We start from the raw sequence: 26,087 nt of genomic DNA, 5'->3' as shown, positions 1-26,087 counted from the left end.
AATACCACTGGACTTTTATAAGATAAAAGATAGTAAACCTTTTGAATACGAAAGGTTTACTAGGTAAAAGAAAAGCGGCTCTTAAAGAAGGTGCGCCATAAACGTGATAAAATTTTTGTTTTTGCTGTTCATGCCTACAATCTTTGTTTTTTTCGGTTTGTGGCTTATCCAAAATGTGTTGGTAACATTTGTGTGCTTTTACGGCTGGATGTTTATGATTTTATATGCGAATAATAAAATTAACTTGAAGGTAGCGCTTACAAAAAAATCTCTGTATGTGGGAACTCTGAGCGGATTTCTATGTGCCGCTGTGATAATTGGAAGCAGCCTGCTTTTTTCTGGTAAAATCTTTCATGTAGAAGATATGCAAGCGGTTTTGCAAATATGGGGATTTAGCGGATGGAAAGTTATCATTTTAGCCGTCGTTTTGATTTTTATTAACCCTTATTTAGAAGAAATGTATTGGCGAGTCTATATACAGAATAAAGTGGAGAAGCATCTGTCCTTACCTGCTTCAACCATTGTTACATCAAGCTTTTATACGCTTTATCACCTGTTTATTATTCTGCCCGTTTTTGCGTTTCCTCTTAATTGGATCTCGGCTGCAGGCATTTTTTTAGCAGGTATAATGTGGGCGTGTATAAGGGAGCGATATGGTGCCGAAGCGGCAATTATTAGTCATGCGTTAGCGGACGCGGCGATCATGATCGTATACGGATTATATGTAAGATAGTGGTATTATGTCAAAAAACCATGAATCGTTATTCATTTATAACTTGTTTTCATGGTATAATAACAATAATAGTAAAATTTTATCAACACATTTGAATTGAAATAATGTATACTTGTAATACAAAGATTGAAGCGTTTACATAAATCGGAATACACATAGTTAATCTGGGTCCGATGAAAACTAAAAAAAAGAGAGAGATAATTACTTGGAGGAGGAATAGAAGTATGTTTGTACCTATTGAGCGTAAAAAAGTATCTAGTCAAGTGCTTGATCAATTAAAAAAGATGATTAAAGAGAAAACGTTCCCGCCAGAGTCTCGTTTGCCGTCGGAACATGAGTTATCCAAAATGTTTGGAGTGAGCCGTGCACCAATTCGTGAAGCGCTAAGCGTTCTTTCTGCCAGCGGCTTGATTGAATCAAGACAAGGCGGAGGAAGCTACGTAAAGCGTGTAAACTTAGTGGGCATGCTTGATCCAATGACGTTTGAAATGGTTGAAGCAGATCAAGTTCTTGAATTAATTGAAATGCGTATTATCATCGAGTCGCAAGCAGCAAGCTTAGCCGCGCTGCGCCGTACGGATGAAGAACTGATTGAAATTAAAGAATCGTTAGAAGCGTTTAAAAAGACGGTTCATAACAGTGAAGAAATTGGACATGAAGCGGACTATCGTTTCCATCATGATATTGTAAAAGCTGCTCATAACTCATTCCTTCTTCATGCTGTAGAAGATTTAGGTCATTTGTATCGAAAAGCGCTTGCTTATTCGTTAAATAAAAGCCAAAAAGAAAATCGTAAGCAAACGGATGCCGACCATGAGCGTATTTTTGAAGCAATTAAAAATGGAGAGCCAGAAGAAGCAGCAGAAGCGGTTCGTGATCACTTAGAGCACGTTCGCCAAAAAGTAATGGTATCTCAATGATAAAAAAACGACAACCCAAGGGGTTGTCGTTTTTTTATTAGTAAGACCATTCATTCATGTGAGGAAATAACACACGTTGAAAACGAAAATTCATGCTTAGACCGGTGCGGATGTGCCGGCTTTTTTTGTTTGCATAAGGGGAAAGTATCTAATTATACTCTTTAATAATCAGAAAATACAGTATTGTTAATAATTTCACGGCGTGGTATTTTATTAACAAATGTTACTTTTATTTACATATTAATGTCAGTAAATCTAACATTAAGAGGAAGAGGAGGGATAAGATGCTTTCATCAAGCGTCGGGTATTTGATTTTACTGATTTTTGGAGGAGGCTTTACGGCCGTTACAATTATGATGCAGCGCCGTCAAGGAAAGGAAATGACGGCTGAGCAGTTTAGTACAGCCGGAAGAAATGTAGGCGTTGGGCTGGCGAGTGCATCCATTATTGCTGCATGGACATGGGCCGCTACGTTAATGATGTCTTCTTCCACAGGCTATCAGTACGGCATTAGCGGACCGTATTGGTACGCAGCGGGAGCAAGCATTCAAATTTTGCTTTTTGCCATTGTCGCGATTAACCTGAAGAAAAAAGCGCCGAACGCTCATACGTTTTTAGAATTTATTGCACAGCGTTTCGACGTGAAAAATCATCGTTTAATGCTTGGCTTTGCTCTTATGACAAATATTATTGTGACCGCCATGGTTATTTTAGGAGGAGCCATTGCTTTAAACTCTCTTACCGGGATGAATATTTTTGTTGCCGCTTTTTTAATTCCTCTTACGTTTACCATCTACACCATGATTGGCGGTTTAAAAGCCTCATTTGTTGCTGATTATTTTAACACCGTTTTTATTTTCATTATTTTATTTATTTTTGCTGCTGCCGTCTATTATAAGTTCGGCGTGACAAGCGTGTACGAAGGGCTGAAAAATCTGCCTTCGTCACAGCATATGCTTACGATGGCATCGGTGCCGGGCCTTTTGTTTGGGATGATTAATATTATCGGGAACTTCGGTACGGTCTTTGTAGATCAAGCTTACTGGCAGCGTGCCATTGCAAGTAAAAACAGCGCTGCTTCAAAAGCGTATATTTACGGCGGAATTGCCTGGTTTTCGATTCCGTTTGCCGTTGCCACTTTCCTAGGTGTAAGTGCGGCTGGGCTTGGAATTGCTGTAGATTCACCGGATTCTATCGCGCCCGTTATGGCGTCACACGTGCTTGGGAATCTAGGTTCTATTTTGTTTTTAACGATGCTGTTTATGGCGGTAATGTCGACAGGAGCGGCTGAATTAACGGCGATCACAAATATTATCGTAACGGACATTTACTTGCGATCTATCAATCCAAAAGCAAGCAGTAAAAAAATCTTAAGCACGTCGCGAAAAGTGACGCTTGGCTTTGGGCTGGCGATGGGTGTGTTTTCCATTTTACTGTTTTACTTAGGAATTAGTCTTGGGTTTATGTATATGGCCATGGGTATTTTCGTCAGCGGAGCCGTTATTCCCGTTACGCTTGGACTGATGTGGAAAAAAGCGACGAATACAGGTGCATTTTACGGCGCGCTTTTAGGGATGATTGGCGGCGTTGTCGCATGGAACACATCTGCTTACTTAATTAACGGTCACATTGATGTAGAAGCCCTTGGCGGACTGTATCCAATGCTTATTGGAAATTCTACCGTTTTTATTATCAGCGGAGTTATATCAATCGGACACGGTCTGCTTGCCAAAAAAGAATTTGACTTTGATGAACTAAAAGACAAATTCAAAAGCTTTGATGAACATGGAGATGAACCATTAAGGGAGGAAGTGGCGTATGGATCCACAACAACAGTTAAATAAAGATGCAAAGCTTTGTACGCGCTGGGCGCTGGGACTTACATTTTTGTTTGTCCTCTTGTTTCCAGGCGTGATGTTTTTAACGGGCTATCAATACACGCTGTCCTTTTTTAAAGGCTGGACGTATCTTGCGTTTGGCTGGCTGATTATCGCAGGGATTTGTATTATTGTGGGGCCTGTGGTTGAGTTTGTGAGGGAGAAGAAGGAGAGAGATACAGTTTAATTTGTCAAAACAATATGAATTTCAAATGTGTTAGTTATAAAAAAAATCACAAATCATATTCTAGTGAATATGGTTTGTGATTTTTTTGTGAAGATATTTAAAATTATGTTAATTTTTGGTAAAATAGACTCAGTTCCATAAAACTACATTATGGTTTTAAATGGATTTTACTATTTTATCTGATTGTCTTTTGACATAAATGAAAGGAGGTGAAGTGATTGCACATCGTCTCTTTAGAAAAAGCATGTTATGCAGAACTTCAAGCAGTAGGTTCAAAAGCTTACAATCTCTCAAAAATGATTCAGCACGTTTCTCATATCCCTACAGGATTTGTTTTAACATCTCACGCGTTACATTCCTTTTTAACGTTTAACCAAATAGAAATAAAAGCAGAAGATAGCAGCGTCATAGAAAAGAAGATTCAAAGCGGCACGTTTCCTTTAGGTCTGCAAAAAGAAATTGTTTCTTCGTATGCCAATATTCAAGGTGCTGGTGTGAAAGCCGTAGCCGTAAGATCTTCTTCCGCACTTGAAGATTTGGAGAATGCGTCTTTTGCCGGACAGTATGAAACGATATTAAACGTAAGAAACAGAGAAGAACTTTTGACAAGTATAAAAAAATGCTGGGCTTCTTATTTTTCATCCGTGGTTCAAGCGTACGCCGAAGATAAAGAAATTTCGCTTTCTAATCCCCAGATGGGTGTCCTTGTACAAGGAATGGTTGAAGCCGATGTATCCGGAGTGATTTTTAGCGTAAATCCTATTACAGAAAGTGAAGATGAAGTAGTCATTAACGTGGCGTACGGCTTAGGAGAGGGAATCGTATCAGGTGGTGTTACGCCGGATTTATTTATTATTCATAAACAGACAAAAAGTATAATGAAAGAACTAGGATTAAAAGAGTATAAGCTAGTGTCAGGTTTTACAGGAATAACAAAAGCTGTGACAACGGATAAAGAAAAAAATGAATTTTCTATATCAGATGAAACAGCACTACAGCTGCTTCGTTTAACGAATCAAGTAGAGCAGTATTGTCAGTACGCTGTAGACATTGAATTTGCCATAAAAAATAAACATATTTATTTGCTTCAAGTGAGACCTGTTACTACATAATGAAAAGGAAAGGGGAAATCAAATGAACGTATTATCTGCATTTCAAAACGACCTATTTTTAAGTGAGGAAGAAAAACAAACGGGATTTTGGGTACAAGACAACCTACATATCGCACATGCGCTAAGTCCTTTATACGCTTCCTTTCAGCTTCCGGCAATGACTTATGGGACAAAGCAAGGTTTTGAAACGTTAAAACTGCCTATCTATCAATTTGTAGTGAAATTAGCTGATGGAAAAATGTATCAGCAAAATATCCCGTTTCCAGGTGACGTAAATGATCGCTTAAAGGAGCACCAAGAAGCAGTGAAGCCGCTGTTACCTCGACTTAAACCTAGATTATACGAGTACGTTAATGAGGTGTTTTTACCTTTTTATACGGAAGTTAAAAGAAATGCAGAACGTCCTTTATCTTTAAAAGAAGCAGAAGAAAAAGTAAAAGAACTGCATGATTTTTATAAAAAAGCTTGGCAGCTTCACTTTGAAATTGTCATGCCAAGAAGTGATTTAGGAATGATGTTAGAAGAGCTATATGGAGCCTTGACCGGAGATGAGAATACCGCTTACGTATATGATCTGCTGGAAGGCGTAATGAACAAGTCACTTGAAACGGATCAAGCACTGTGGGAACTAACTGACAAAGTCAAAGATTCTAATCAATTAAAACAAGCTTTTACGGAGCAGAAGTCAGAAGACATAGAAGCAAATCTATTAGGCACAGCTGAAGGCAGAGAATTTTTAAAGAATCTGCAAAGCTTTTTGAATGAGTATGGCTATCGTTCTGCAAATTCGCATGAGTTTATTGATGAGACGTGGGTAGAGAATCCTTTACATGCGCTATCGATTATTGCTGGCTATGTGCGTAAAGATTACGACTTCAAGAAAAATTATGAAGATGTCGTAAAAAAGAGAGAAGAAAGCTATCGTGATGTACTCGCAAAAATGCCGGAGTGCGAAGAAAAAGAGCAGTTTAAGCTGTTTTATGGCTGGGCTTTGGACGCATGGGGGTTGGATGAAGACCATCATTTTTATATCGATGCGATGCTGCCTGCTACGGCAAGACTGTTTTTGCTGAATGTAGGAACTCTTTTAGCTGATCACCAAGTGATTCATCAGCCTCAAGATATCTTTTATTTCTATTACGATGAATTGCTGGAAGTATTAAAAACGCCCGTGGCATCTCATGAACTTATCGTCAATAGAAAGCAGGAGTTTGAAGAGAATCGTCATAAAAAAACGCCGCCTGCTTATGGCACGCCTCCTCAAACAGAAGAAGATCCTTTATTAGAGCGGGTATTCGGAAAAATGGGGCCTCCAGAAGTAGATGAAACGCAAAAAATCTTTAAAGGAAGTGCCGCTTCAAGAGGGGTTTATACGGGAGTGGTAAAAATCATTTCAGATCCAAGTCAATTTTCTAAACTTGAACAAGGAGATATTCTTGTGTGTGAAACAACAGCACCCGCTTGGACCACGTTATTTTCGCTTGCTGGAGCAATTGTAACCAATGCAGGAGGAATTTTATCTCATGCAGGAACAGTGGCTCGTGAATATAAACTTCCAGCGGTTCTTGGCACAAAAGTAGCCGTGGATCTACTAAAAGACGGAGATGTTATTACCGTAGACGGAACTAACGGAGTGGTGACGATTGAACAGCAGTAAGCCGTCTTTGATTATCTTTTCTATTTTAACGGGAACTTTTTTAATTCCCGTTAATTCCACTATGATTGCGGTAGGCTTACCGTCTATTGCCAAAGCGCTTCATCTTTCCATCGTACATGTATCAGTAGTGGTAACGATCTATTTAATTGTGATGGCAGTTGCTCAGCCCATCGCGGGGAAACTGGGTGACTTATATGGAAATAAGACCATGTTTGTAGCTGGAATGATTATTTTTTTAGTGGGGTCTGCCGCCTGTGTGTTTTCATATAACTTACTTTCGCTCACGGTCTTTCGAACGCTGCAAGCATTAGGAGGCGCACTAGCTACGCCTAATGCAACAGCGATTATGAGGCACAGTTTGCCAAAAGAAAAGCTTGGAAGAACGCTTGGGTTATTTGGATTATCAATGGGGCTAGGAGCAGCTGTAGGGCCTGTATTAGGTGCCTTTTTAATTAAGTATCTTGGGTGGACGTCGATTTTTTGGTTTAACGTTCCTTTTGCTGTTCTGTCGTTGATTTGTTCATTTATATACGTGCCGTCTACCGTAAAACAAAAAGCAAAAATGCTGGATATAGGGGGCGCTTTTTTACTTGGAGTAAGCTTGACGAGCTTTACGCTAATGCTGACGCACCGTGATTTGTTTAATGCTTGGACTATTTTTATATGCATAGCGTCTATCGTTCTTTTCATTGTGCAAGAACGCAAGGTCCAAGAGCCGCTGATTGATTTTAAGCTTTTTAAGGTTCGGCCCTTTTTTTCTTCAAATCTTTCCATTCTATGCAGTAATTTTATGATGTATAGTACCATTTTGTTTGTTCCGCTTTTGCTAGAGAAGCAGTATGATATTCGTTTAATTGGTTTGCTTCTTTTCTTTTTTTCATTAGCCATGTCTATTTCTTCTTGGCTAGGAGGATTGTTAGCAGAAAAGGTAGGGAAAGAACATCCGATACGATTATCGTTTCTTATTTCACTGCTTGCGGCGATGCTTTATTTTCACTTAGCGAATGCCTCCATTTCTTATACCATTGTATCTTTATTAGTAGGAGGAGTGGGAGCAGGGATCGGTGTTTCATCTATGCAGGCTATGAATATTCAATCTGTCAAAAAGGAGCAATCAGGCACCGCATCGGGCATTTATTCCACTTTTCGTTATGTTGGAGGAATGTTAGCTTCAGCTGCGGTGAGCTTGTTAGTAGGTACTACTGGTCTATTGGTGGTTCTATGTATAGCTGGAATAGCAGGATTCCTTGTGTCGTTAGTTGGAAAAGAAAAAGAAAAGCAAGTTTCCTTGTCCAAAGACGTTTTTAAATAAAAAAAGAATAGCCAGCGGAGAAGCAGACATTTGTTTTATTGCACGTGCTGAAAATGATGATGTGCTGATCCAAAGGCTATTCTATTTTTTAGTTATCGCTCTTTTTTCAATTTTACACACCCACCGGTAATACTGCACCACCATCCAAAACAACAGCGGGTTTAAGAAAAGCGAATACCACCACGTCCACCATCCATAGTGAAAATAACCCCATGGAGCAGGGAGAAGGGCCACTACTTCATAAAGTAAAACAGCAACCGACCAAAGTAAAATATAAGCGGCTTTTTTTGTGAGCTTCCCGGCAAAAGGATAGTAAGTAAGAAAAAGCATGTTTACAGGCGGAATGAGAACGGTATAGGCAAAAATACCTTGCCAGTCTGTCTCTTGTGTAAAATACCAGTAGCCGTGAAATTTGAAATTAATGAAGACGTCAAAGATATGCTGAGCAGCAATGGTGAACATCCAAATGTGAACAATTTGATTTGCCGTTAAGCGCTTATTTGTTTTGAAGGCAAGAATGTTAAATATTAAAACAGAAAGAATTAATCCAATCATAGTACTTCTCCTTTTGGCTTCTTGACTACATTGTATAATTTTAGGAGATTAAAACCAATAGAGAAATGAAAATATTATGAATTTTATGCAGTATTTTCCGCATTGATAGATTGTACATTTTTTCAATTTCTTAAAAAGGCAATCACAAGCAAAAGAGCAGGTATGACGATTTGAAACGAAAGATGTAAAGTAAATGGACCGATTTTTAATCCTTGATGGACATGTTTAAAATAGTTTTGAGCAAGAGACAATGAATAAAACAAAACGACTAAGCCGATTGGAGATACAAGCGGTGACGGGTTTTTAAGCTTAAACACATGAGAAAGGCCCAGCACAGTAGCATAGAACAATAGACCGATTTTAAAGAACGTTCCAGTGATTAAAGTGAAAGCGTTTGTAAATAAACAGAGATATTTTGTTAAAAATTAAGTATGTTAGCCGAAGATATAAAAGAGAAGGGCATAAAAGGAGAGAGCGTCTTGGATTTATTTGAAGTTATATTAAGCATACATATTGGGCTCGGCATGATTTGTTTACTTTCAGGAGCAGTGTCTATGCTAGTGCCTAAGACAAAAGGAGGGCATACAAAGTGGGGGGAAGTGTATCATGGTGCTTATGCAGCCCTAGCCGCTACCGCTATCATTTTAGCGATTTGGAAATGGAATGAAATTGCTTATTTATTTTATATTGCCGTGTTTTCATACGGATTAGCGATCTACGGCTATGCATCACGCAAGCAAAAATGGAAGAGCTGGCTTCAACACCATATTCGCGGTATGCTGGGGTCTTATATCGGCGCCGTTACCGCGCTGCTTGTGAATATTGGAGATAGTATTCCGCTGTTAAACAAGCTTCCCGACCTTTCATATTGGTTTTTGCCGACGATTATTGGCAGTCCGCTTATTTACATAGTCGCAAGACGCTATAGAAAAACTTCTTCCGTTTTTAAAAAAATACCATACTAACCAAAAAAGCCTTTTAACGCAAAAGGCTTTTTTTTGTTACGAACATTTGTGCTATGATAGAGAAGCAAGGAGGCTGCAGCATGAAAGAAAATCATCAGTTTACCATACATACGGATAAAGAAAAGCTTGATATAGATGTCATCTACTCGTACCTTCATCATGAATCATACTGGGCAAAAGGAATTCCGCTTCACCTTGTTCAAACGTCTATTGAACATTCCATTTGTTTTGGCGTGTATGATGAGTGCGATAAACAAGTAGGGTTTGGACGGATTATTTCAGATTTTGCGACGTTTGCTTATTTGGCGGATGTGTTTATTCTGCCGCACGCCCGAGGCAACGGGCTTGGAAAAGCGCTGGTACAAGAAATGATTCGCTATCAGCCGATTCAACACGTACGAAAAATTTTATTGGCAACAAAAGATGCTCACGGTTTGTACAGTCAGTACGGATTTAAAGAAGTTAAAAATAAGCAGCTGTTTATGCAAATTTTTAAAAAAGGCATGTACGAGCGGGCGCTTTATTCAAAAGAAAATAAAATACTGCCTGGAAAAGAGGGATAAGTATGGCTGAAGAGTTACGTAAAAGCGTATTTAATGAAGAATTGATTACGCACTTAAGCGACGCTTTTTCACATGAAATGAGTTCATTTGATAAAAAAGGATTTCATGAACTGGTTTTTCAACAGGACTGGGAAGACTTAGCACTGAAAGAGCGCATGAGAAGAATTACGCTTTCCGTGCATGAAGTGCTGCCAGCGGATTATGAAGAAGCGCTTCATATTCTATATAAAGTAGCTCCAACGGTAGGAGGACTTCAAGGCACGATTTTTCCAGATTATGTTGAACTTTACGGATTGAACGCTTGGGAAGCTTCAATAAAAGCACTCGCTTTTTTTACACCGTTTTCCACATCAGAATTTGCGGTGCGTCCGTTTTTAATTCAAGATCAAAAACGGATGCTTGAGCAAATGATTGAATGGGCAGGAGATGAAAACCATCATATTCGCAGATTAGCAAGCGAAGGGAGCCGGCCTAGACTTCCATGGGGACAGTCAGTACCTGCGTTAAAGCAAGATCCAAAACAAACGCTGCCGATTTTAGAGCAGTTAAAATGCGATGAATCGCTATATGTCCGCAAAAGCGTAGCCAATCATTTAAATGATATTTCTTACATAGAAAAAGATTGGATGCTTGATGTGATGAAAAGCTGGTACGGAAAAGACTCTAAAACCGACTGGATCGTTAAACATGCGTGCCGTTCACTGCTGAAAAAAGGAGACCCTGAAGCTCTGTCTCTTTTTGGCTATGGAGATGACCCAGGAGTAAATGTCACAGGGCTTAGCTTACAGCCGCATGTCATTACGATTGGTGATAGCATTAACTTTTCCTTTGAGCTATCGGTAGAAAAAAACATGCCGCTTCGCATAGAGTACGGAATTCATTACGTAAAAGCAAAAGGAAACCGCACTCAAAAAGTGTTTATGCTAAAAAATGTTCAAGCAAAAGCAGGCCAAACGCTGACAGTCATAAAAAAGCATGCGTTTAAAGATTTAAGTACACGAAAACATTACAGCGGTACGCATACGCTTTCTGTTATTGTAAACGGAGTGGTGAAAGCAGAAGCGGATTTTGTGATAGAGTAGAGACTGAAAAAATTAGTTTAGGTGAATTTAAACACGAACTATCTATCGAAAATTGATTAATAGTTCGTGTTTTTTTATTAAGATGGTGAACGTAGGTCTCATGTATGTAGCTGCTTCTAGCTGTTGATTGGAGGGTAAGGCGAAGACTCCCGCGGAAAGCGAAGTCTTGCATGGAAATCAACTGCGGTGGGAAAAGCGGTTTAGATCATTTATCCTGATTGGTCGTCTTCATATGGAGTTGGGTTTGTTATGTCCCAATCTCTTTGTTATAAAATCATACTCCTCTCTTACAATAAAATAGTCAAAAAGGTTCAGCTCTCTTATCTTGAAGTTATTTCCTTAAACGGTATAATTATTTATGTAACATTTTAAATATTTTAAAAATTTAAAATGTCTAATCAAGGGGATTGGGAGGAGTAAATGAATGAAAAAAACTGTAAAACGAACGGCCGTGCCGGCTCTTTTGTCGATTGGATTATTGCTGTCGCCGCTTGCGGTACAAGCTGAGATGCCTTATTACGGAAAAGACTATAGTCAGCCGGAAAAAATTAAAGCGCTTTATCCAGAAATAAAGGTGAATGAAGCAACGCCTGCATTTACAAAAGGACAAGACGCATTTACGACTCAAGAAGAAATGATGAGCTATGTTCAAAAGCTTGCTCATAAAAGTCCGTACGTAAAGCTGAAGATTATCGGTAAATCACAGCAAGGACGAGACATTCCGGCTCTGTATTTTTCAAAGGAAAAGAAATTTGCGGATGGAAAGACATCCAAAAAGCCAACGATTTGGCTTCAAAGTCAAATTCACGGTAATGAACCGGCAAGCGGTGAATCCGTACTCGCCGTTGCAACGCGTTTGACAGAAGACTTTGGGAAAGATGTGCTAAATAAAGTGAACATTGTCATTGTGCCGCGCATTAATCCAGACGGATCTTATGCATTTAAACGTCAGCTAGCAAATAATTTAGATGGAAACCGCGACTACATAAAGCTTGAAAGCCCGGAAGTGCAGAGCGTACGAGCTGAATTTAACCGTTTTTCACCGGAAGTCGTCATTGATGCTCATGAATATACGCCTTACAGCAGCGGATTTAAAAATATCGGTAAAGAAGGCGTGTGGAAGTATCACGATATTTTACTGCAGTCCGGTCGAAACTTAAATATTCCGCAGAACATTCGCGACGTATCTGATGAGCTGTTTGTGAACAGCACGCTTACAGCCATTGAAAAGCAAGGATATTCAGGAGAAGTATACTATACGTCTCAAGTGAATAAACAAGGGCAGCTTGAAGTGGAAGAAGGCTCAGTTGAACCGCGGATCGGTCGAAACTCACTAGGCTTGTATCCATCGTTTTCGTTTTTAGTCGAAAGCAGAGGGATCGGTATTGGACGAGAAGATTTTCCGCGGCGAGTGAGTGCCCAAATTGCTACGCAAGAAAAGCTGATTACCCAAACAGCTAATCACGCCAAACAAATTAAAGCGCTGATTGCAAAAGAAAAAGCGGCGCTTGTCCAAAAAGGAAAAAATGCAAATGATCATGACCCGATTATTGTGAACAGCGAAAATAAAGAAATACCAAACTCGACGTTAGAAATGGTTGATGTGGAAAGCGCGTCTGTTAAAGACATTCCTGTGACGTACTACAGTGCAAAGAAAGCTACGCCGACGCTTGTCCGGGAACGTCCGACTGCTTATATTTTAAAGCCAGGACATGAAGAGTTAGCAGCGAAATTGCAGGGACAAGGAGTAAAAGGCTTCAAATTAACGAAAGAAACGGCTCTTTCAGTAGAAGCGTATAGTGTCAGCAGCCGCATTGAAAATGAAGTCTACGAAAACAAGCCAAATGTAGATGTGCAAACAATCGTGAAGCCAAAAACAGTAACGTTTCCAAAAGGAAGCTACGTCTTTTTAACATCTCAGCCGCAAAACAATTTATTGTCTCTATCACTTGAGCCGGAATCTGTGGACAGCTTCACAACGTTTGGGTATTTGCCTTCAGAGGTAGGACAGGAGCTTGATGTTTACCGGTTTACGCGTTCTATTGAAAAATCGCCTTTGCAAAAAGAATCCCGTAAATAATGAAAAAGCGTGGAGCCTGGCTTCACGCTTTTTTTTATTGGGATGTCTAAGAAGAAACCCACTCTCCGCCGTTTACATGCAGCGTTTGCCCCGTGACAAACCGTGAGTCGTCGCTTGCGAGATACACGTAGGTTGGAGCAAGTTCAAACGGCTGCCCTTGGCGCTCCATCGGATTGTCCACTTGCGTTACTTGATCAGCTGAAAAGCTTGCTGGAATGAGCGGCGTCCAAATGCGCCCCGGCGCTACGGCGTTTACGCGAATGCCGTCTTTAATCAGGCTATTGGAAAGTGCACGAGTGAAACCGACAATGGCTCCTTTAGTTGCCGTATAGTCAATTAACTGTTCATAGCCTTTATACGTCACAATTGAAGCAGTATTAATAATCGAGCTGCCGGCTTTTAAATGAGGCAGAGCGGCACGCGTCGTGTAAAAGTGCGAGTAGATATTCACTTTAAATGTATGATCAAACTGCTCATCGGTGATGTCTAAAAGACTCATCTGCTGAAACTGAACGCCTACGTTATTGCACAAAATATCAAGCTGACCGAACGTTTCTACCGTTTTTTCGACGATGTCTTTACAGTGCTGTTTGTCCCGCACGTCGCCGGGAAGCAGCACACATTTTTGACTCAGTTCTTCAATCCTTGCTTTCGTTCGATTTGCATCTTCATGTTCATCTAAATAAGCAATCGCAACGTTTGCTCCTTCTTTAGCGAAGGCAATGGCAGCGGCTGCTCCGATTCCGCTGTCACCGCCTGTAATGAGAGCAATTTTTCCTTTTAGCTTGCCGCTTCCTTTGTAATGCGGATTTTCGATAATGGGACGCGGAACCATCAAACTTTCTAACCCGGGCTGGCGAAGCTGCCGCTGTTCAGGAACCGTAATCGGAACGTCTTCATAGCGCGTAATTTTTCCGTAATTCGGCTGCATCGGATACCCTTGCTTGTCCTGATAAAATTCATTGTTTGGACACATAAAACAACCTCCTCAAAAAGCATCACTCTTTCACTCTATGACATAGATCGATCTCTCATGCATACGTATAAAGAGTGTAGAATGCGAGAAAGAAGGGGAGTTCATGCGATATTACTACAGTGAAGAAGTGAAGCTATTGCTAATGGACGGGTCAAATCAGACGGTGGAAGTAATCTATAACTCTGATTCTCGGCCTTTTCTGCTGCCGCTTTTAGGACCTCGTCCGCCTTTTTATGTAAACCCGCGCTATGAGAAGTATCTGCCTGTTTTATAGTACAAAGAGCCCTTCTGCATGAAGGGCTTTTAAATTGACCTTCTCTTTTATTTTCCTCGTGAGTGCTCACGTGATTCCTGGCGGTTTTTTCTTCTTCTAGATAGGAAATAAATAAAAAAGCCGATTAATACAAGAAACGTGATAAGCAAAATACTAGTAGGAAAGTAAAGAGAGCCTATCTGAATTCCCAAATAGTTTAACATTGTTAATAACTTCCTTTCTTGATAGAAATGGTTTATTTTACTAAATACCCTTATATGCTATTAAAAAACGTTTCCGCTGTTTTAGTAGGGAATCGACTGACTCTGTGCGCCAATCACCACGATATGTCCTTGTTTCATCTCTTCTTTATACCGGTTTGCTTCTTGATTAGATAAGCCGAGCGAAGCCATCTTTGAAAGAAGCTCATCTTCTCTTGAAAGAAGCTTATTTACCGCCGTTTCAAAAATACCTTGCTCTGCCATTCTGTATTTTTTTGTATGTGTTGCCTCCGTTAAATTCTGAGCCCATTCTTTATCGTAGGCCAGCAGGTAAATATCTTTGCTTGTAAATCCTTTTTTTAAAAAAGAATGGATGATGCAGGTTGCCTCCTCTTGGTTTTCTGCTATTTCAATGTGTTTCATATACCAACCAAACCTCCTAATAAAAGATATTTCTGAAATACATCTTCTACTCATTCTGTAGCCTTTGTTTCCAACTTTAAACTTGTTTTCTATGAATTTTCTAAGATAGTAAAAGAGAATAGAAATATCATAAATTTTTAAAAAAAGATGTTTGAACTTCAAAACAGAAGGCTAAACGTAGACTATACTAAAAAGTTCCATCAAAAATAGGAGGAGATTAAAATGAATTTACAAGATCAACAAACACAAGGTCAGCCCCAGCAAACGCAAGACCGCCAGCCGGGTATCGAAAGCGAGATGAATCCTCTCCCTATTTATGAGGATGACAATTACATTGGTACAGGAAAATTAAAAGGAAAAGTAGCGCTAGTTACCGGAGGAGACAGCGGAATTGGACGAGCTGTATCCATTGCTTATGCGAAAGAAGGAGCGGACGTAGCCATCGTTTACTTAAACGAACATAGCGACGCCGAGGAAACAAAAGCCCGCATTGAAGAAGAAGGTGTAAGATGTCTGCTGATTGCAGGAGACGTAGGAGACGAATCGTTCTGTAACGAAGCGGTAGAAAAAACAGTAAGTGAGCTTGGAAAGTTTGATATTCTTGTGAACAATGCAGGAGAGCAGCATCCAAAAGAAAGCATTAAAGAAATTACAAGTGAACAGCTTGAACGAACGTTCAAAACGAACTTTTATTCATACTTTTATTTTACGAAAAAAGCGCTTGATTACTTAGGAAAAGGCAGTGCGATCATTAATACAACGTCAATTAATCCTTACCGCGGAAATCCTCAGCTGATCGATTATACGGCGACAAAAGGTGCAATCAACGGCTTTACGCGCAGCATGGCGCAAGCGCTTGTCAAAGATGGCATTCGCGTTAATGCTGTAGCGCCGGGACCAATCTGGACACCGCTTATTCCGTCTACTTTCTCAGGTGATAAAGTAGGAGAATTCGGTACCGATACGCCGATGGGCAGACCTGGGCATCCTGTGGAGCACGTAGGCTGCTATGTACTGCTAGCTTCAAATGATTCATCTTATATGACCGGTCAAACGCTTCATGTCAACGGCGGAGATTTCATGAACACATAATTGCACCACCTATAGTAAAGGAGGAGAAAAGATGGGAGAACGCAAGAAAAGATCTATATCAAATGCACCTAAAAAAAGAGATGAAACGGAACAGCGTGTAACAGATCAAGACGAAACGTTATTTGAACGTTTCAAAGAAGAAGAAACGGTGGATCCTATGCCAATGGAAGACATAAGACTTGAACAAAAAGAAGAGAAAAATAAAACGAAAACGAAAGATGAATCAGGTTCTGAAAACATTCATCATAGAAAATAAAAAACAGCCTTCTCGGGCTGTTTTTTTGTTTGTATCCCTATATTAATGAGTGCTAGAAGCAATTACAATTTTTGAATCATCTTCTAATGCCTGAGCAAGATTCGATTTAATTCGTATATGATCAAATTTCAGTCCAAGCTGCATCGCAGTAGTAGCTAATTCAGGGCGAATGCCCGATAAAATTGATTTAACGCCGATTAAATCAAGCGCATTTATCAGCTGAAACAGCTCGTGTGCGACCATTGTATCAATCATCACAACTCCTGACAAATCAATATACAAATGAGCGATTTGCTTCTCTGCACACTGTTTTAACGTGCTTTCTAGGATCATTTTGGCTCTTGCCGTATCAATATCGCCGACTAACGGTAAAAGAGCAACGTCTTTTTTAATCACAATAACAGGTGAACTTAATTCATGAATCATTTCCTGCTGCGAGCGGAGGCGGTTTGATGCGTACTCCTGCGCTTCTGTGATGAATTTCAAAATAATAATATCAAATACCCTTACTACTTTTTCATTCCACACATCAATATGCTGCTGAGTGATGTCATCGTTAAGTTCTGCAAACCGTCGAATATACTCACAGTATTGTTTGCGGACGTTCATAAATTCTTTAATAATACTTTGAATGGGTGTTCTGATATGTTCTTGGTCTTTGGCAACTTTATTTAGCCACGTGTTAAAAGATTCAAAAAAGCTTTTTTCATCTTCTGTAAAGACGTTGCTGATATATAAATGAAATTCATAGTTTTGCGCTTTTAAGCGCTGAATGACGTCAGGATCATTAGAGGTATATACGCCTTCAGATGATTTTTTGTCCAAAGATTCATACCATTCTTCCGTCATAGTTGGTGCACTTTCTAGTAGATAAGAACGTAAAGCGATATCTTTCTTCACTGTTATTCTCCTCTCAAACTGATAAAGCATCGCGCACGTGCGCAATGGATTTATTATAGCACTTTTTTTGTAAAGATGGATATGAAATGTATCTTTAATTTATGTATGAGGTTTCAATTGACTGTATATAGGGAAAAATTCTAATAAAAGGGGAAAGAGGGAAAGTATGAATACCGTGACGAACGATCAATGGAAATGGTATCAGTTTGATTTAGAAGAAGCAGATGGAATAGCTGATATAATCAAAGACTATCAGTATCCAAGAGATGAATGGTTTTGCCAGCAGCTGCAAAAGGAAAATTCTAATCATATTCAAGTAGATGTCGTAGGGGGAAGTGAGCTCATTTATGGTTCACTAATTTATCATAAGAAGTCGTTTGATCAAAAAAATTACGATTCGTTTCATTTTTATATCACCGAGGAGTTTATTATAACGGCAGGAATTGATTTGGAAATCCTACAAGACACCCATCATGAACGAATGATTGAACGCATGAAGCAGTCTGCTAACACGGCAGAAAGCTTTTTTATTCTTTTAGGCGAAATTATGAAAAAGCACTTAAACGGGTTTGATCAGTTTGAAAGTCATTTCAGAGAGCTTCTGTGGGAAGTGCGCCATAATAATAACATTGACGTGTTAGATGACATTCATAAAGCCCGGTATGACTTGCTTATATGGACAAATTTAATTAGCTCTGTTCGAGAAGTCACAATGGGAATAGAAGAAGCATTTCATAAAAAAATTAACCAAACGGTCGAATATCAGCGGATGTGTAAAAAAATCGAAATCGGCTTAACGCTAATTGAACAATATCAAAAAGAATTTGACGCGTTAATTAAATTAGAAGAAGTTGTGTCTACTCATCGAGGAAATGAGATTATGAAAGCTTTAACGCTGCTGACAGCAATCAGTACGCCTTTAACGGCTTTTGGAGCTCTTTGGGGAATGAACTTTAAAGGGATGCCGGAGCTTGACTGGAAGTTTGGCTATGTCTACGCACTCATTTTAATTGTTCTTTCAACCGTGGCCATTTATCTCTATTTACGAATGAAAGGGTGGACGGGCGATCTGTTAAAAGGAAGAAAAAAGAATTCATTTTTTAAATAAGCTTCAAGAAAAAGCAGCCGCTTAATAAGCGGCTGCTTTGTTGCCTGTTATCCTCGCCTCCACGTCGTAGGCTCACCTGAACGAAGGCATCTTGGAAATAAATCGTTTTCTTTTAGCTTTACTTGATTGCCGTTTTCGTCGGTATAGCGACCGGTTTGCGGAACCAATTCTCCGGTTGAAAAGGCGTCATCTACAGGCTTCCACGTCGTTGATTCACGTGTATGTGGGCAAGGTGTAAAAAGATCATCTTTTTGAAAGAGTTTAATTTCACCTTCCGCACAAACGTAAGCGCCCGATTCTGGTACAGCTTCACTCGTTCGATAAATGTTCTGTACGGTCTTCACACGCATCCAACCTTTCTTTTTGGTTAGTTGTATTTTAGTGTTCCGGTCGTGGCGTCCATGTACGTACGGTCTTCTATAATATCCGAGTCGTCTAGCTTTCTAAAAGGAGCGCAGTAGCATACAACACCCGTCTCGATTTCAATTTCTTGAAATCCGTACGCACGGCAAAGGTATTCACCGACAGCGCTTGGAGCTGGATGCGTATCCAACTCATCTAATGCTTCATTAAACATCTCTAAAAATTCTTTTTTCGAAAATTTCTTCTCATGATGCAGTGTTACTGGATCTCCAGAATCTGTTCCTTGTGCTAACGCGTAAAAATACATCGTCCTCACTCCTTGCATATATATAGTCGAGCTTTTTCTGAATTGTAGAAACATTGATTGTTAGTAAGTAAATTCCCTTAAATAAAAGAAATAAACGCATTTGCTAGAAAACGGTTTCTTCATGAGCATTATCTCAAAGAGAATTCAGTGCTATCAGCGTTTGATAGCAAGCTGCCACAGGGTGATAATCGGCTTTAGGAGCGGGGCTTTTTTTCGAGCTGTAGCGTTCGTTTTGCTGATTTAACAGCTGATACCATCCTCCATATGTGTGATCGATAAAGTGTTTCTGACAGTAGGAGAACAGGGCGTCGTATGCTTTCCAATATCCGCTGTCTCCGGTTTTTACCCCAAGCAGTGAAGCCGCAGAAATGGCTTCGGCCATCACCCAGTAGTTTTTATCCCAATCAATGACCTCTTCTTGAGGAGACAGCGCAAAGTAAAGACCTCCGTACCTAGCATCCCAGCCTCGGTTCCAGCCCTTATCAAATAAATCTTTTGCACGTTCTGTCATCCAGTTTTCCGAACGGTGCCGATCAAGCCATAAAAGCAGCTTGCTCCATTCAAACTGATGTCCTGGTATAAAGCCGTACGGACGAAATTCATCCTTTGTATTGTTTTTATTGTATTCCCAATCTGGCTGCCAGTCTGTATCATAATGCTCCCAGATCATGCCGCCAGATCGTTCAGCAAGCTGCTGAGTAACGCCTTTTGCAAGCGTGTACGCTCGGTCTAAGTATTTTTTATGTCTTGTTGCTTCAAAGGCAGAAAGCATCGCTTCACATATATGCATATTTGCATTTTGGCCGCGATATAAAGAAGAGGCTGACCACGATGCGTCCCATTCATCTCGGTAAAAGCGGTGCGTTTCTTCCCAAAAGTACTTTTCCATCACGTCATATACCTGTTCAATTGTTTCTTTTGCTTCTTGAATGCCGGCTTGATACGCGATGGAAGAAGCTAAAAGAGCAAAAGCGTGGCCATATGCTTGTTTAGAATCATCTTTTACTTCTCCGTCATCGGCTATTTCAAAAAAATACCCGTCGTGCTCTCTATCATAATGGTTGTTTTGTAGAAAACGAATGCCGTGCTGAGCTGCTTCTTTGCACCAATCCGGTCCGTTTAAAAGAGCCCCTACACTGAAGATATAAATAAAGCGCGCCGTACTTACCAAGTGTTTTGAATGCGTGTTGTTGACGGTGCCGTCGTCATAGTATTCATGGATATACCCGCCGTTTTTCTTGTCAATACAAGCGGGGTAGTAGAAACGAAGCGTATCAAAAATATGCTGTTTTAATGTGGGGGGTTCTCGAAACGAAGTTGAGGAAAAATCCGTTGCCGTGTTCATTTTATCACCATCTCAATCTTTGTTTTTAGTTATTTTTTACCCTAAGAATTTGGGAGTAAACGTAAGGGTTTTTTTGCTGTTTCTGCTCTATTATTCTATTTTTGTTGAAAATGTATCAGTTTGGAAACAAGTTTGAAATATTTTGATATACTTTTGACACGATTATCCGGTATTCTAAAAGTACGTGCTAGCTGGAACGAAGTAATGGTAAGCCTCTAGACGTCGAATAATTTTACTTAATGTTGTTTAGTTAAGGTTGAGCTTAAACATCGGATCCTGTTTTCACTTAACCTATTAAACTAGCAGCATGTATTTCTATTATATTTTGCAAATGAGGTATAAAAAATGACAGAAGTGAACAAACAAAGATTTTACAAAAAATTAGCGGTAACAGGTCTTGCTTTTACACTTGTAGGGGCAGGAACTCTAGGTCTTCATTCTTTAAATTTTACGGGTGAGCCAACTGTCGCAAGCGCAGCGGCGGAAACATATACAACAACGGCGAATTTAAATATTCGAAGCGGTCCATCGACGTCCAACGCGATTATTGCAACGGTCAAACAAGGCACGCAGCTAACGGTAGTTGGACAAGCAGCAAGCGGCTGGCTGAAAGTAAGCTATCAAGGCAAAACGGGCTACGTAAGCAGTGAGTATGTTAAAAAGTCTGCGAGTTCAACGACCAAAACCTATGTAACAGCGGCAAATTTAAATATTCGAAGCGGTCCATCGACTTCAAGCGCAATTGTTGTAACGGTCAAACAAGGCACGCAGCTAACGTCGACAGAACAAGCAGCGAACGGCTGGCTAAAAGTAAGCTATCAAGGCAAAACGGGCTATGTGAGCACGCAATACGTAAAGGAATCAACGGGTTCTTCTGAACCGGCTCCAGCTCCAGCTCCGGCGGCTTCTGTCTATGTGGCAACGGCGAATTTAAATGTTCGAACAACTGCTTCAACTTCTGGTGCTGTCATGGCAACACTTAAAGCCGGCACACAGCTAGACGTAACGGCTAAAGCAGCAAACGGCTGGCTGAAAATTACGTATCAAGGTAAGGCTGGTTATGTAAGCGGTCAATACGTACGAGCATTAGCTGGTATGAAAGTGGTTTCGAACCCTGAAAGCATACAAGTTGTTGTGAATAAACAAAACAAGCTTCCGGAAAACTACGTTCCGAAAGATTTAGTATATACAACGATTCCATTTACATTCAAAGAACAAACGGAAAAGAAAAAAATGCGCAGTGAAGCAGCCGCTGCTATTGCACAGTTATTTGCGGGTGCGAAAAAACAAGGCGTTACGCTTCTTGGCGTATCAGCTTACCGTTCACATGCAACGCAAAGCGCGCTTTTTAGTTCGTATGTTCAAAGAGATGGTTATGATAAAGCGGCAACTTATAGCGCACTGCCAGGCACGAGTGAACATGAAACGGGTCTTGGAATTGATGTAACAAAAGGAGACGGTACATGTGCTGCTCAAGACTGCTTTGGCGGAACAAAAGAAGCAACTTGGCTCGACGCCCACGCAGCAGAATATGGATTTATTATTCGTTATCCAAAAGGAAAAGAAGCGGTAACCGGCTATAAATATGAACCGTGGCATTTGCGATATGTAGGCAAACCAGTGGCGCAGGCGATTAAAAGTAAAGGCATTACGCTTGAAGAATATTACGGAATTAAGTAGTTTAAAAAAGAGGCTAGAATAAAAGCAGCTTAGTTGAAGGAAGATCCGAACGCGTTCGGATTTTTTTATTGGCAGGGTGAAGGTAGGTTTCATATATGCAAAGGCTTCTAAGTGCTGACTGGAGGGCAAGGCTCATCGGCCTCCCCGCAGAAAGCGAAGTCTTGCAGAGAAATTAACAGCGTTGGAACAAGTGATTCATACTAGCTGCTTTATCCCATTTGTTCGTGTTTAGATTGGATGGATTTAGTTATGCCTCAATTTGAATGTAGAATTATTTGCATCATATAAAAAACACCTCTTTCGAATAAAAGTCGAAGAGGTGTTTTTGGATTCGAATAGTATTTGATTCGACAGTCTACCCATAACCTGTATGTAAATATCACTCTATCAGTCAACTGGGTGTACTTTTATAGCGCTGGGTCCTTTAGCTCCTTCTTGAATTTCAAACTCTACTTTTTGACCTTCTGACAGGTTTTTATATTCCTCATGGTCGATCGCATTGGAGTGAACGAACACTTCTTTTGATCCGTCTTCGGGTGTGATAAATCCAGATCCTTTTGATTCGTTGAATGATTTAACGGTCCCTTTATGTTTGCTCATTGAAAAATCCTCCTTATAAGTATAGAAATAAATTCATAGTAGTTTTTTACCCAAACGCTGAAATTTCAATCATTTTATGGCAGGTATACCGATTAGAAGAGTAGGGATAAAAGTAAATAGGGAGGGCTTAACAATTTTTTCATTTCGGTTATATTTTTATATTGTATGTGATATAACTATTGTTATAAAATGTAATCGTTAATTCTGCTACCTAAAGGAGATAAAGAAAAAAATGAGGGATGAGTTGTTATATATAGGGAAGAAAATTATCGATAATAAACAGGAATTAGCGATACAATTTTCTGATCTGATGGACTCTGAATATAAGCGGAAGCTTGTTTACCACGAAGAAAGCGAAGTTTTAAAATGGAGAGCAGAACTCATTGAGTATTTAGGCGAGTCGTTATTCGAAGAGCGCTCGGTCGTTTTAAAGAAAATCGTTCAGTGGGGTACAGATATAGGAAAAGTGGCTGTGGAAAACGGACTTTCTTTGAGTCAAACGTTAAAATCACTCGCGCTGTTTCGAACAGTGATATGGGGCGTTTTTACAGAAGAACTGCAGCAGAAGCAGTTTGCTCCTATTACGATGCTTGATGTAAGTAAAAAAATTGATCCGATGCTTGATCAGCTTAATCATATATTTGTCGAAATCTATGAAGAACATAATACGGAAACCATAAAACGCGCTTATGCAGCGCTAGAAGAATTATCAGTTCCCATCGTTCCTCTTTCTGAAGGAATCGCTGTGATGCCAATCGTTGGACAAATTGATACGCATCGTTCGCAGCTTATTATGGAAACGGCTTTAGAAAAAAGCGCTCAGCTGCAGCTGAGTTATTTAATATTTGATATTTCAGGTGTTCTTATCGTCGATACGATGGTAGCGGACAATATTTTTCAAATTGTAAAAGCCTTACAGCTTATCGGCACTAAAACGATGATTACCGGAATACGTCCGGAAATCGCGCAAACCGTTGTGGATTTAGGCGTCGATTTTGGAACAATTAAAACAAGAGCGACGTTAGAAAAAGGTCTTGAAGAAATAGGCTTTAGTAAACTGCCAGAAAACCCGCAAAGAAAAAAAGACAAATGGCGTTATTAATAAATTAAAAAACCCAGAGGCTGGGACAAAAATATTTTAGTTGAAGTTAAATCTGAACTATTAATCTGATTGATGGTTCGGGTTTTTTTGTTGTTATGGTGAACGTAGGTTTCATGTATGTGGCTGCTTCTAGCTGGTGATTGAAGGGCTTATATTGCAAAAAAATTAAGAGGAACTCACAGCGTGACATGTTACATTCTTTGTAAAAATGGGTACTGGTAAAAAGAAGCATTTCAAGTGCTTTTCAATTACATTAGCCGTCTAAAATTAATTAATTTTCAATTTCGAATAACATAAATTATTTAAATACTTAGACAAACAAATGAGGAAAATATATACTTATTAGTGTTGTCACGAAAAGATAAAGGGGAGAAACAAGGATGGATATCAAACGTCAAAACGTTGATTTTGGTAACTCAATTTTTCAAACGCTAGTGGATGGTTATTACTATGAAATTCCTACAAACGTAGTAGAAATCACAAAAGATCAGGCAGAGGGTCATTTTCCTTCAAGTGTAAATGAACCGGAATTACTTCTTCAAAATTTACTGATTTCTACAACAATTGAAGGAGTAGAAAAGTATTATTTAGTAGGAGACGCAGCAGAGAAACACGTGCTAGGCAATATCCATATTAATAAGTTACATAATAAAACTGAATCTGATATTCCTTATGTGACGTTTTTAGCTTCAGTTGCTTATTACAACATACTTAAAGGAAAAGACAAAGAGGATAATCATGTGACGATTAATTATTTCTCGACTATGCTTCCGATTTGGCTGCTTAAGAAAACAAATAAATTCAGTGAAATGCAGCAGAAGATGGCCGAACGTTTTCAAGGAGAGCACACGGTTACGGTATTGACTCCTGGATTAGAAAAAACGGTCACTGTGAACATTGAAACGAGCAAATGCCGTATTGAAAGCGAAGTTGCTCGCTGGGCGATCAAAAAAGATTTTGAATTACAAGATAGAGAAGAAGCAAATGCATTCAAACATTTTGAAACACTAATTGTAGATTTGGGCGGAGGCACGGTTGACCTTGCGCTGCTTCCTGCAGGGCTTCAAGCTCCTAAAAGCAGAAATTCGCTGAAGTGTCTTACGGATATTTCATATTTGAAGCATATTGAAAAGCTAAGAAATGAAAAACTGCTTGAGTATTTTGACGATGTTCGTTCATTAGAAGAATTTATTATTGCCAATATCCATAAAGCAAAAATGGAGCAAAGAGACGGCAATAGCGGGAAAAAAGTAGATCTCACGGAGCCTATTCACGCTTCGCTTAGAGAATACACGCAAATTTTATTAACGAAAGTTGAAAATCTATTTCCATCGCCAAAAGATAAAGTCTATAAATATATTTATATTGGAGGACTGGCTCCTATCCTTCAACAGTTTATTGCAGAGCAGATTGATAACATGTACGGGGAAGAAATCAGAGAAGAAAATCATCTTTTCTTGCCGGAGACGCGCAAATTAAATTTATACGGTCTTGAAATTTTAAGCAGACATGAAACAAACGCAGTTCACGTTTAAAAAGGGGGGAGCATATATGAGTCATCAAAACACTCGCCTTAAGGAAGCACTAGATGATTGGTACGGTCAGCTAAGCTCCCAAATGGCTGCACCATTTTATTTACTATCAAATGCGTTTCTGACAGCTGGCAATCTATCAGCAGATATGATGGGAGCAAGGGAAAAGACCGTAAGTAATGGAGATGAACGTGGAAATTTCACAATCGAAACTGCTGACATTCCGTTAGATGTGTCTTCATTTCTGAAAGAAAAACAGCAGGCAAACGAGCTGCAGGACTATGTAGTAAGACTCATACAGCAAGACTTGCAAAAAATGAGCAAAGAAAATGAAGTGGAGACGTTAGTTCATTCACTTCGAAAAGAGCTGTTGGGCGAAATTGACTTACTAAAAAAAGAAATGAATTCACGTCTTGCTGCAAATCGTGAGAAGTATGAGGCCTCGCAGGCAAAGGAACTTCAGGATTATGTAGCGAAGCTTGTGGAACAAAACGGGCAGAAAGACAGCCGGGAAGAAGATTTTCAATCGTTAGTTCATTCATTAAGAGCCGAGCTGTTAGGCGAAATTCATTTGCTTAAAAAAGAGCTGGGCTCTGCGTCAGCTCCTTCTTATAAGCAGCTGAAACCCGTTAAAAATGAGGAAGAAGAAACATTTAAAGAAGGTCAATTAATTAAAAGTGAAAAAGTGACCGGAACCATTCAAGAAGATATCGATGTAGATTTCTAAACAGAAAGTAGAGGCGTAATATGCCTCTACTTTTATTATTTTTCTATTAAAAATGAGGCCGAGACAAAAGTATTTTAGGTGAAGGAAGGTCCGAACGATGAATCTAGATTCTTGATGGGAAAACCAATGGACCAATGTAAAAGCTTTAGCTTATGAATT

The 26,087-nt window shown here is 39.6% G+C and carries 28 protein-coding genes; 19 read left to right on the top strand and 9 right to left on the bottom strand.

Translation table 11 applies throughout. The annotated features are described in order from the left end of the window. The first annotated feature begins 103 nt into the window (after positions 1 to 103). From JNUCC25_RS17670 to JNUCC25_RS17640, 7 genes are all read left to right on the top strand, one after another. Entirely contained in the window at positions 104 to 733 is a 630-nt protein-coding gene (locus JNUCC25_RS17670; RefSeq protein ID WP_029323296.1) for a CPBP family intramembrane glutamic endopeptidase, read from the top strand. A 224-nt stretch (positions 734 to 957) separates the two neighbouring features. Continuing rightward, positions 958 to 1,653: a FadR/GntR family transcriptional regulator gene (locus tag JNUCC25_RS17665; protein WP_013058211.1), complete on the top strand. Its 696-nt coding sequence runs from the start codon at positions 958 to 960 to the stop codon at positions 1,651 to 1,653. Between the two features lie 284 nt (positions 1,654 to 1,937). After that, positions 1,938 to 3,497: a sodium:solute symporter family protein gene (locus JNUCC25_RS17660; protein WP_098449089.1), complete on the top strand. Its 1,560-nt coding sequence runs from the start codon at positions 1,938 to 1,940 to the stop codon at positions 3,495 to 3,497. Continuing rightward, positions 3,472 to 3,717, top strand: coding sequence for a hypothetical protein (locus JNUCC25_RS17655; RefSeq protein ID WP_029323294.1), 246 nt, complete (start codon positions 3,472 to 3,474; stop codon positions 3,715 to 3,717). The genes JNUCC25_RS17660 and JNUCC25_RS17655 overlap by 26 nt, the downstream gene beginning before the upstream one ends. Before the next feature lie 218 nt (positions 3,718 to 3,935). After that, entirely contained in the window at positions 3,936 to 4,829 is an 894-nt protein-coding gene (locus tag JNUCC25_RS17650; RefSeq protein ID WP_097812285.1) for a PEP/pyruvate-binding domain-containing protein, read from the top strand. A 22-nt stretch (positions 4,830 to 4,851) separates the two neighbouring features. Then, a complete protein-coding gene (locus tag JNUCC25_RS17645) occupies positions 4,852 to 6,486 on the top strand; it encodes a PEP-utilizing enzyme (RefSeq protein ID WP_029323290.1) in 1,635 nt (544 codons plus the stop codon). Then, on the top strand, positions 6,473 to 7,798 hold the full coding sequence (locus JNUCC25_RS17640) for an MFS transporter (protein ID WP_454222248.1): 1,326 nt from the start codon (positions 6,473 to 6,475) through the stop codon (positions 7,796 to 7,798). The genes JNUCC25_RS17645 and JNUCC25_RS17640 overlap by 14 nt, the downstream gene beginning before the upstream one ends. Before the next feature lie 81 nt (positions 7,799 to 7,879). On the opposite strand, the gene JNUCC25_RS17635 is transcribed toward JNUCC25_RS17640, so the two are convergent. Both JNUCC25_RS17635 and JNUCC25_RS17630 read right to left on the bottom strand, forming a co-directional pair. Next, positions 7,880 to 8,353: a hypothetical protein gene (locus tag JNUCC25_RS17635; protein ID WP_013058206.1), complete on the bottom strand. Its 474-nt coding sequence runs from the start codon at positions 8,351 to 8,353 to the stop codon at positions 7,880 to 7,882. Positions 8,354 to 8,475: 122 nt separating this feature from the next. Continuing rightward, positions 8,476 to 8,733: a GerAB/ArcD/ProY family transporter gene (locus tag JNUCC25_RS17630; protein WP_223269008.1), complete on the bottom strand. Its 258-nt coding sequence runs from the start codon at positions 8,731 to 8,733 to the stop codon at positions 8,476 to 8,478. 99 nt (positions 8,734 to 8,832) lie between these two features. Here JNUCC25_RS17630 and JNUCC25_RS17625 point away from each other — a divergent pair, with 99 nt between their 5' ends. The 4 genes from JNUCC25_RS17625 (at position 8,833) to JNUCC25_RS17610 (ending at position 13,043) form a co-directional block, all read left to right on the top strand. Continuing rightward, positions 8,833 to 9,318 carry a hypothetical protein gene (locus JNUCC25_RS17625; protein ID WP_029323285.1) on the top strand — a complete coding sequence of 162 codons (486 nt, stop codon included), beginning with the start codon at positions 8,833 to 8,835 and terminating at the stop codon, positions 9,316 to 9,318. A gap of 80 nt (positions 9,319 to 9,398) precedes the next feature. Further along, positions 9,399 to 9,881, top strand: coding sequence for a GNAT family N-acetyltransferase (locus JNUCC25_RS17620; protein WP_025750834.1), 483 nt, complete (start codon positions 9,399 to 9,401; stop codon positions 9,879 to 9,881). A gap of 2 nt (positions 9,882 to 9,883) precedes the next feature. Beyond that, entirely contained in the window at positions 9,884 to 10,963 is a 1,080-nt protein-coding gene (locus JNUCC25_RS17615; protein ID WP_064471934.1) for a DNA alkylation repair protein, read from the top strand. Between the two features lie 424 nt (positions 10,964 to 11,387). Next, positions 11,388 to 13,043 carry a M14 family metallopeptidase gene (locus JNUCC25_RS17610; RefSeq protein WP_454222245.1) on the top strand — a complete coding sequence of 552 codons (1,656 nt, stop codon included), beginning with the start codon at positions 11,388 to 11,390 and terminating at the stop codon, positions 13,041 to 13,043. Positions 13,044 to 13,089: 46 nt separating this feature from the next. Here JNUCC25_RS17610 and JNUCC25_RS17605 read toward each other — a convergent pair whose 3' ends face one another. Then, on the bottom strand, positions 13,090 to 14,019 hold the full coding sequence (locus JNUCC25_RS17605; protein WP_013058198.1) for an SDR family oxidoreductase: 930 nt from the start codon (positions 14,017 to 14,019) through the stop codon (positions 13,090 to 13,092). Between the two features lie 103 nt (positions 14,020 to 14,122). On the opposite strand from JNUCC25_RS17605, the gene JNUCC25_RS17600 reads away from it, so the two are divergent. Beyond that, positions 14,123 to 14,293, top strand: a complete 171-nt coding sequence (locus JNUCC25_RS17600; RefSeq protein ID WP_171843225.1) for a hypothetical protein — start codon at positions 14,123 to 14,125, stop codon at positions 14,291 to 14,293. Positions 14,294 to 14,577: 284 nt separating this feature from the next. On the opposite strand, the gene JNUCC25_RS17595 is transcribed toward JNUCC25_RS17600, so the two are convergent. Then, the gene (locus tag JNUCC25_RS17595) at positions 14,578 to 14,916 is read right to left on the bottom strand and encodes a general stress protein (RefSeq protein ID WP_454222242.1); all 339 of its coding nucleotides are present in this window, start codon (positions 14,914 to 14,916) and stop codon (positions 14,578 to 14,580) included. Positions 14,917 to 15,138: 222 nt separating this feature from the next. On the opposite strand from JNUCC25_RS17595, the gene JNUCC25_RS17590 reads away from it, so the two are divergent. Both JNUCC25_RS17590 and JNUCC25_RS17585 read left to right on the top strand, forming a co-directional pair. Next, positions 15,139 to 16,008, top strand: coding sequence for an SDR family oxidoreductase (locus tag JNUCC25_RS17590; RefSeq protein ID WP_454222240.1), 870 nt, complete (start codon positions 15,139 to 15,141; stop codon positions 16,006 to 16,008). Between the two features lie 31 nt (positions 16,009 to 16,039). After that, positions 16,040 to 16,264, top strand: coding sequence for a hypothetical protein (locus tag JNUCC25_RS17585; RefSeq protein WP_013058193.1), 225 nt, complete (start codon positions 16,040 to 16,042; stop codon positions 16,262 to 16,264). 42 nt (positions 16,265 to 16,306) lie between these two features. Here JNUCC25_RS17585 and JNUCC25_RS17580 read toward each other — a convergent pair whose 3' ends face one another. Continuing rightward, the gene (locus JNUCC25_RS17580; RefSeq protein WP_454222238.1) at positions 16,307 to 17,164 is read right to left on the bottom strand and encodes an STAS domain-containing protein; all 858 of its coding nucleotides are present in this window, start codon (positions 17,162 to 17,164) and stop codon (positions 16,307 to 16,309) included. Positions 17,165 to 17,330: 166 nt separating this feature from the next. Between JNUCC25_RS17580 and JNUCC25_RS17575 the strand changes: the two genes are divergently transcribed. Continuing rightward, a complete protein-coding gene (locus tag JNUCC25_RS17575) occupies positions 17,331 to 18,272 on the top strand; it encodes a magnesium transporter CorA family protein (protein ID WP_064471930.1) in 942 nt (313 codons plus the stop codon). A 47-nt stretch (positions 18,273 to 18,319) separates the two neighbouring features. On the opposite strand, the gene JNUCC25_RS17570 is transcribed toward JNUCC25_RS17575, so the two are convergent. From JNUCC25_RS17570 to JNUCC25_RS17560, 3 genes are all read right to left on the bottom strand, one after another. Beyond that, the gene (locus JNUCC25_RS17570; protein WP_155660409.1) at positions 18,320 to 18,622 is read right to left on the bottom strand and encodes a hypothetical protein; all 303 of its coding nucleotides are present in this window, start codon (positions 18,620 to 18,622) and stop codon (positions 18,320 to 18,322) included. 17 nt (positions 18,623 to 18,639) lie between these two features. Next, a complete protein-coding gene (locus JNUCC25_RS17565) occupies positions 18,640 to 18,942 on the bottom strand; it encodes a hypothetical protein (protein ID WP_013058189.1) in 303 nt (100 codons plus the stop codon). Between the two features lie 133 nt (positions 18,943 to 19,075). Beyond that, the gene (locus JNUCC25_RS17560) at positions 19,076 to 20,287 is read right to left on the bottom strand and encodes an AGE family epimerase/isomerase (protein WP_064471929.1); all 1,212 of its coding nucleotides are present in this window, start codon (positions 20,285 to 20,287) and stop codon (positions 19,076 to 19,078) included. Positions 20,288 to 20,632: 345 nt separating this feature from the next. Between JNUCC25_RS17560 and JNUCC25_RS17555 the strand changes: the two genes are divergently transcribed. Further along, positions 20,633 to 21,967, top strand: a complete 1,335-nt coding sequence (locus JNUCC25_RS17555) for an SH3 domain-containing protein (protein WP_078082041.1) — start codon at positions 20,633 to 20,635, stop codon at positions 21,965 to 21,967. A gap of 387 nt (positions 21,968 to 22,354) precedes the next feature. Here JNUCC25_RS17555 and JNUCC25_RS17550 read toward each other — a convergent pair whose 3' ends face one another. Continuing rightward, positions 22,355 to 22,567 (bottom strand): cold-shock protein, encoded by a 213-nt coding sequence (locus JNUCC25_RS17550; RefSeq protein ID WP_013058184.1) that lies wholly within the window; start codon positions 22,565 to 22,567, stop codon positions 22,355 to 22,357. 232 nt (positions 22,568 to 22,799) lie between these two features. Here JNUCC25_RS17550 and JNUCC25_RS17545 point away from each other — a divergent pair, with 232 nt between their 5' ends. From JNUCC25_RS17545 to JNUCC25_RS17535, 3 genes are all read left to right on the top strand, one after another. Continuing rightward, a complete protein-coding gene (locus tag JNUCC25_RS17545) occupies positions 22,800 to 23,669 on the top strand; it encodes an STAS domain-containing protein (RefSeq protein ID WP_013058183.1) in 870 nt (289 codons plus the stop codon). A 380-nt stretch (positions 23,670 to 24,049) separates the two neighbouring features. Further along, positions 24,050 to 25,204, top strand: a complete 1,155-nt coding sequence (locus JNUCC25_RS17540) for a ParM/StbA family protein (protein ID WP_013058182.1) — start codon at positions 24,050 to 24,052, stop codon at positions 25,202 to 25,204. Positions 25,205 to 25,220: 16 nt separating this feature from the next. After that, the gene (locus JNUCC25_RS17535) at positions 25,221 to 25,928 is read left to right on the top strand and encodes a hypothetical protein (protein ID WP_454222235.1); all 708 of its coding nucleotides are present in this window, start codon (positions 25,221 to 25,223) and stop codon (positions 25,926 to 25,928) included. Positions 25,929 to 26,087 lie beyond the last annotated feature (159 nt).

The sequence above is a fragment of the Priestia sp. JNUCC 25 genome (genome assembly GCF_053667915.1).
Note: the sequence above shows the minus strand (reverse complement) of the source record. Positions and strands in the feature narration are given on the sequence as shown.

Excerpts from the sequence above, each read along its gene's own strand:
- JNUCC25_RS17550 (WP_013058184.1), bottom strand. The coding sequence starts at position 22,567 with ATGAGCAAACATAAAGGGACCGTTAAATCATTCAACGAATCAAAAGGA.
- JNUCC25_RS17610 (WP_454222245.1), top strand. The coding sequence starts at position 11,388 with ATGAAAAAAACTGTAAAACGAACGGCCGTGCCGGCTCTTTTGTCGATT.
- JNUCC25_RS17555 (WP_078082041.1), top strand. The coding sequence starts at position 20,633 with ATGACAGAAGTGAACAAACAAAGATTTTACAAAAAATTAGCGGTAACA.
- JNUCC25_RS17620 (WP_025750834.1), top strand. The coding sequence starts at position 9,399 with ATGAAAGAAAATCATCAGTTTACCATACATACGGATAAAGAAAAGCTT.
- JNUCC25_RS17590 (WP_454222240.1), top strand. The coding sequence starts at position 15,139 with ATGAATTTACAAGATCAACAAACACAAGGTCAGCCCCAGCAAACGCAA.
- JNUCC25_RS17595 (WP_454222242.1), bottom strand. The coding sequence starts at position 14,916 with ATGAAACACATTGAAATAGCAGAAAACCAAGAGGAGGCAACCTGCATC.
- JNUCC25_RS17605 (WP_013058198.1), bottom strand. The coding sequence starts at position 14,019 with ATGTGTCCAAACAATGAATTTTATCAGGACAAGCAAGGGTATCCGATG.
- JNUCC25_RS17585 (WP_013058193.1), top strand. The coding sequence starts at position 16,040 with ATGGGAGAACGCAAGAAAAGATCTATATCAAATGCACCTAAAAAAAGA.
- JNUCC25_RS17565 (WP_013058189.1), bottom strand. The coding sequence starts at position 18,942 with ATGTATTTTTACGCGTTAGCACAAGGAACAGATTCTGGAGATCCAGTA.
- JNUCC25_RS17545 (WP_013058183.1), top strand. The coding sequence starts at position 22,800 with ATGAGGGATGAGTTGTTATATATAGGGAAGAAAATTATCGATAATAAA.
- JNUCC25_RS17570 (WP_155660409.1), bottom strand. The coding sequence starts at position 18,622 with ATGCGTGTGAAGACCGTACAGAACATTTATCGAACGAGTGAAGCTGTA.
- JNUCC25_RS17535 (WP_454222235.1), top strand. The coding sequence starts at position 25,221 with ATGAGTCATCAAAACACTCGCCTTAAGGAAGCACTAGATGATTGGTAC.
- JNUCC25_RS17615 (WP_064471934.1), top strand. The coding sequence starts at position 9,884 with ATGGCTGAAGAGTTACGTAAAAGCGTATTTAATGAAGAATTGATTACG.
- JNUCC25_RS17635 (WP_013058206.1), bottom strand. The coding sequence starts at position 8,353 with ATGATTGGATTAATTCTTTCTGTTTTAATATTTAACATTCTTGCCTTC.
- JNUCC25_RS17655 (WP_029323294.1), top strand. The coding sequence starts at position 3,472 with ATGGATCCACAACAACAGTTAAATAAAGATGCAAAGCTTTGTACGCGC.
- JNUCC25_RS17560 (WP_064471929.1), bottom strand. The coding sequence starts at position 20,287 with ATGAACACGGCAACGGATTTTTCCTCAACTTCGTTTCGAGAACCCCCC.
- JNUCC25_RS17575 (WP_064471930.1), top strand. The coding sequence starts at position 17,331 with ATGAATACCGTGACGAACGATCAATGGAAATGGTATCAGTTTGATTTA.
- JNUCC25_RS17665 (WP_013058211.1), top strand. The coding sequence starts at position 958 with ATGTTTGTACCTATTGAGCGTAAAAAAGTATCTAGTCAAGTGCTTGAT.
- JNUCC25_RS17645 (WP_029323290.1), top strand. The coding sequence starts at position 4,852 with ATGAACGTATTATCTGCATTTCAAAACGACCTATTTTTAAGTGAGGAA.
- JNUCC25_RS17660 (WP_098449089.1), top strand. The coding sequence starts at position 1,938 with ATGCTTTCATCAAGCGTCGGGTATTTGATTTTACTGATTTTTGGAGGA.
- JNUCC25_RS17600 (WP_171843225.1), top strand. The coding sequence starts at position 14,123 with ATGCGATATTACTACAGTGAAGAAGTGAAGCTATTGCTAATGGACGGG.
- JNUCC25_RS17540 (WP_013058182.1), top strand. The coding sequence starts at position 24,050 with ATGGATATCAAACGTCAAAACGTTGATTTTGGTAACTCAATTTTTCAA.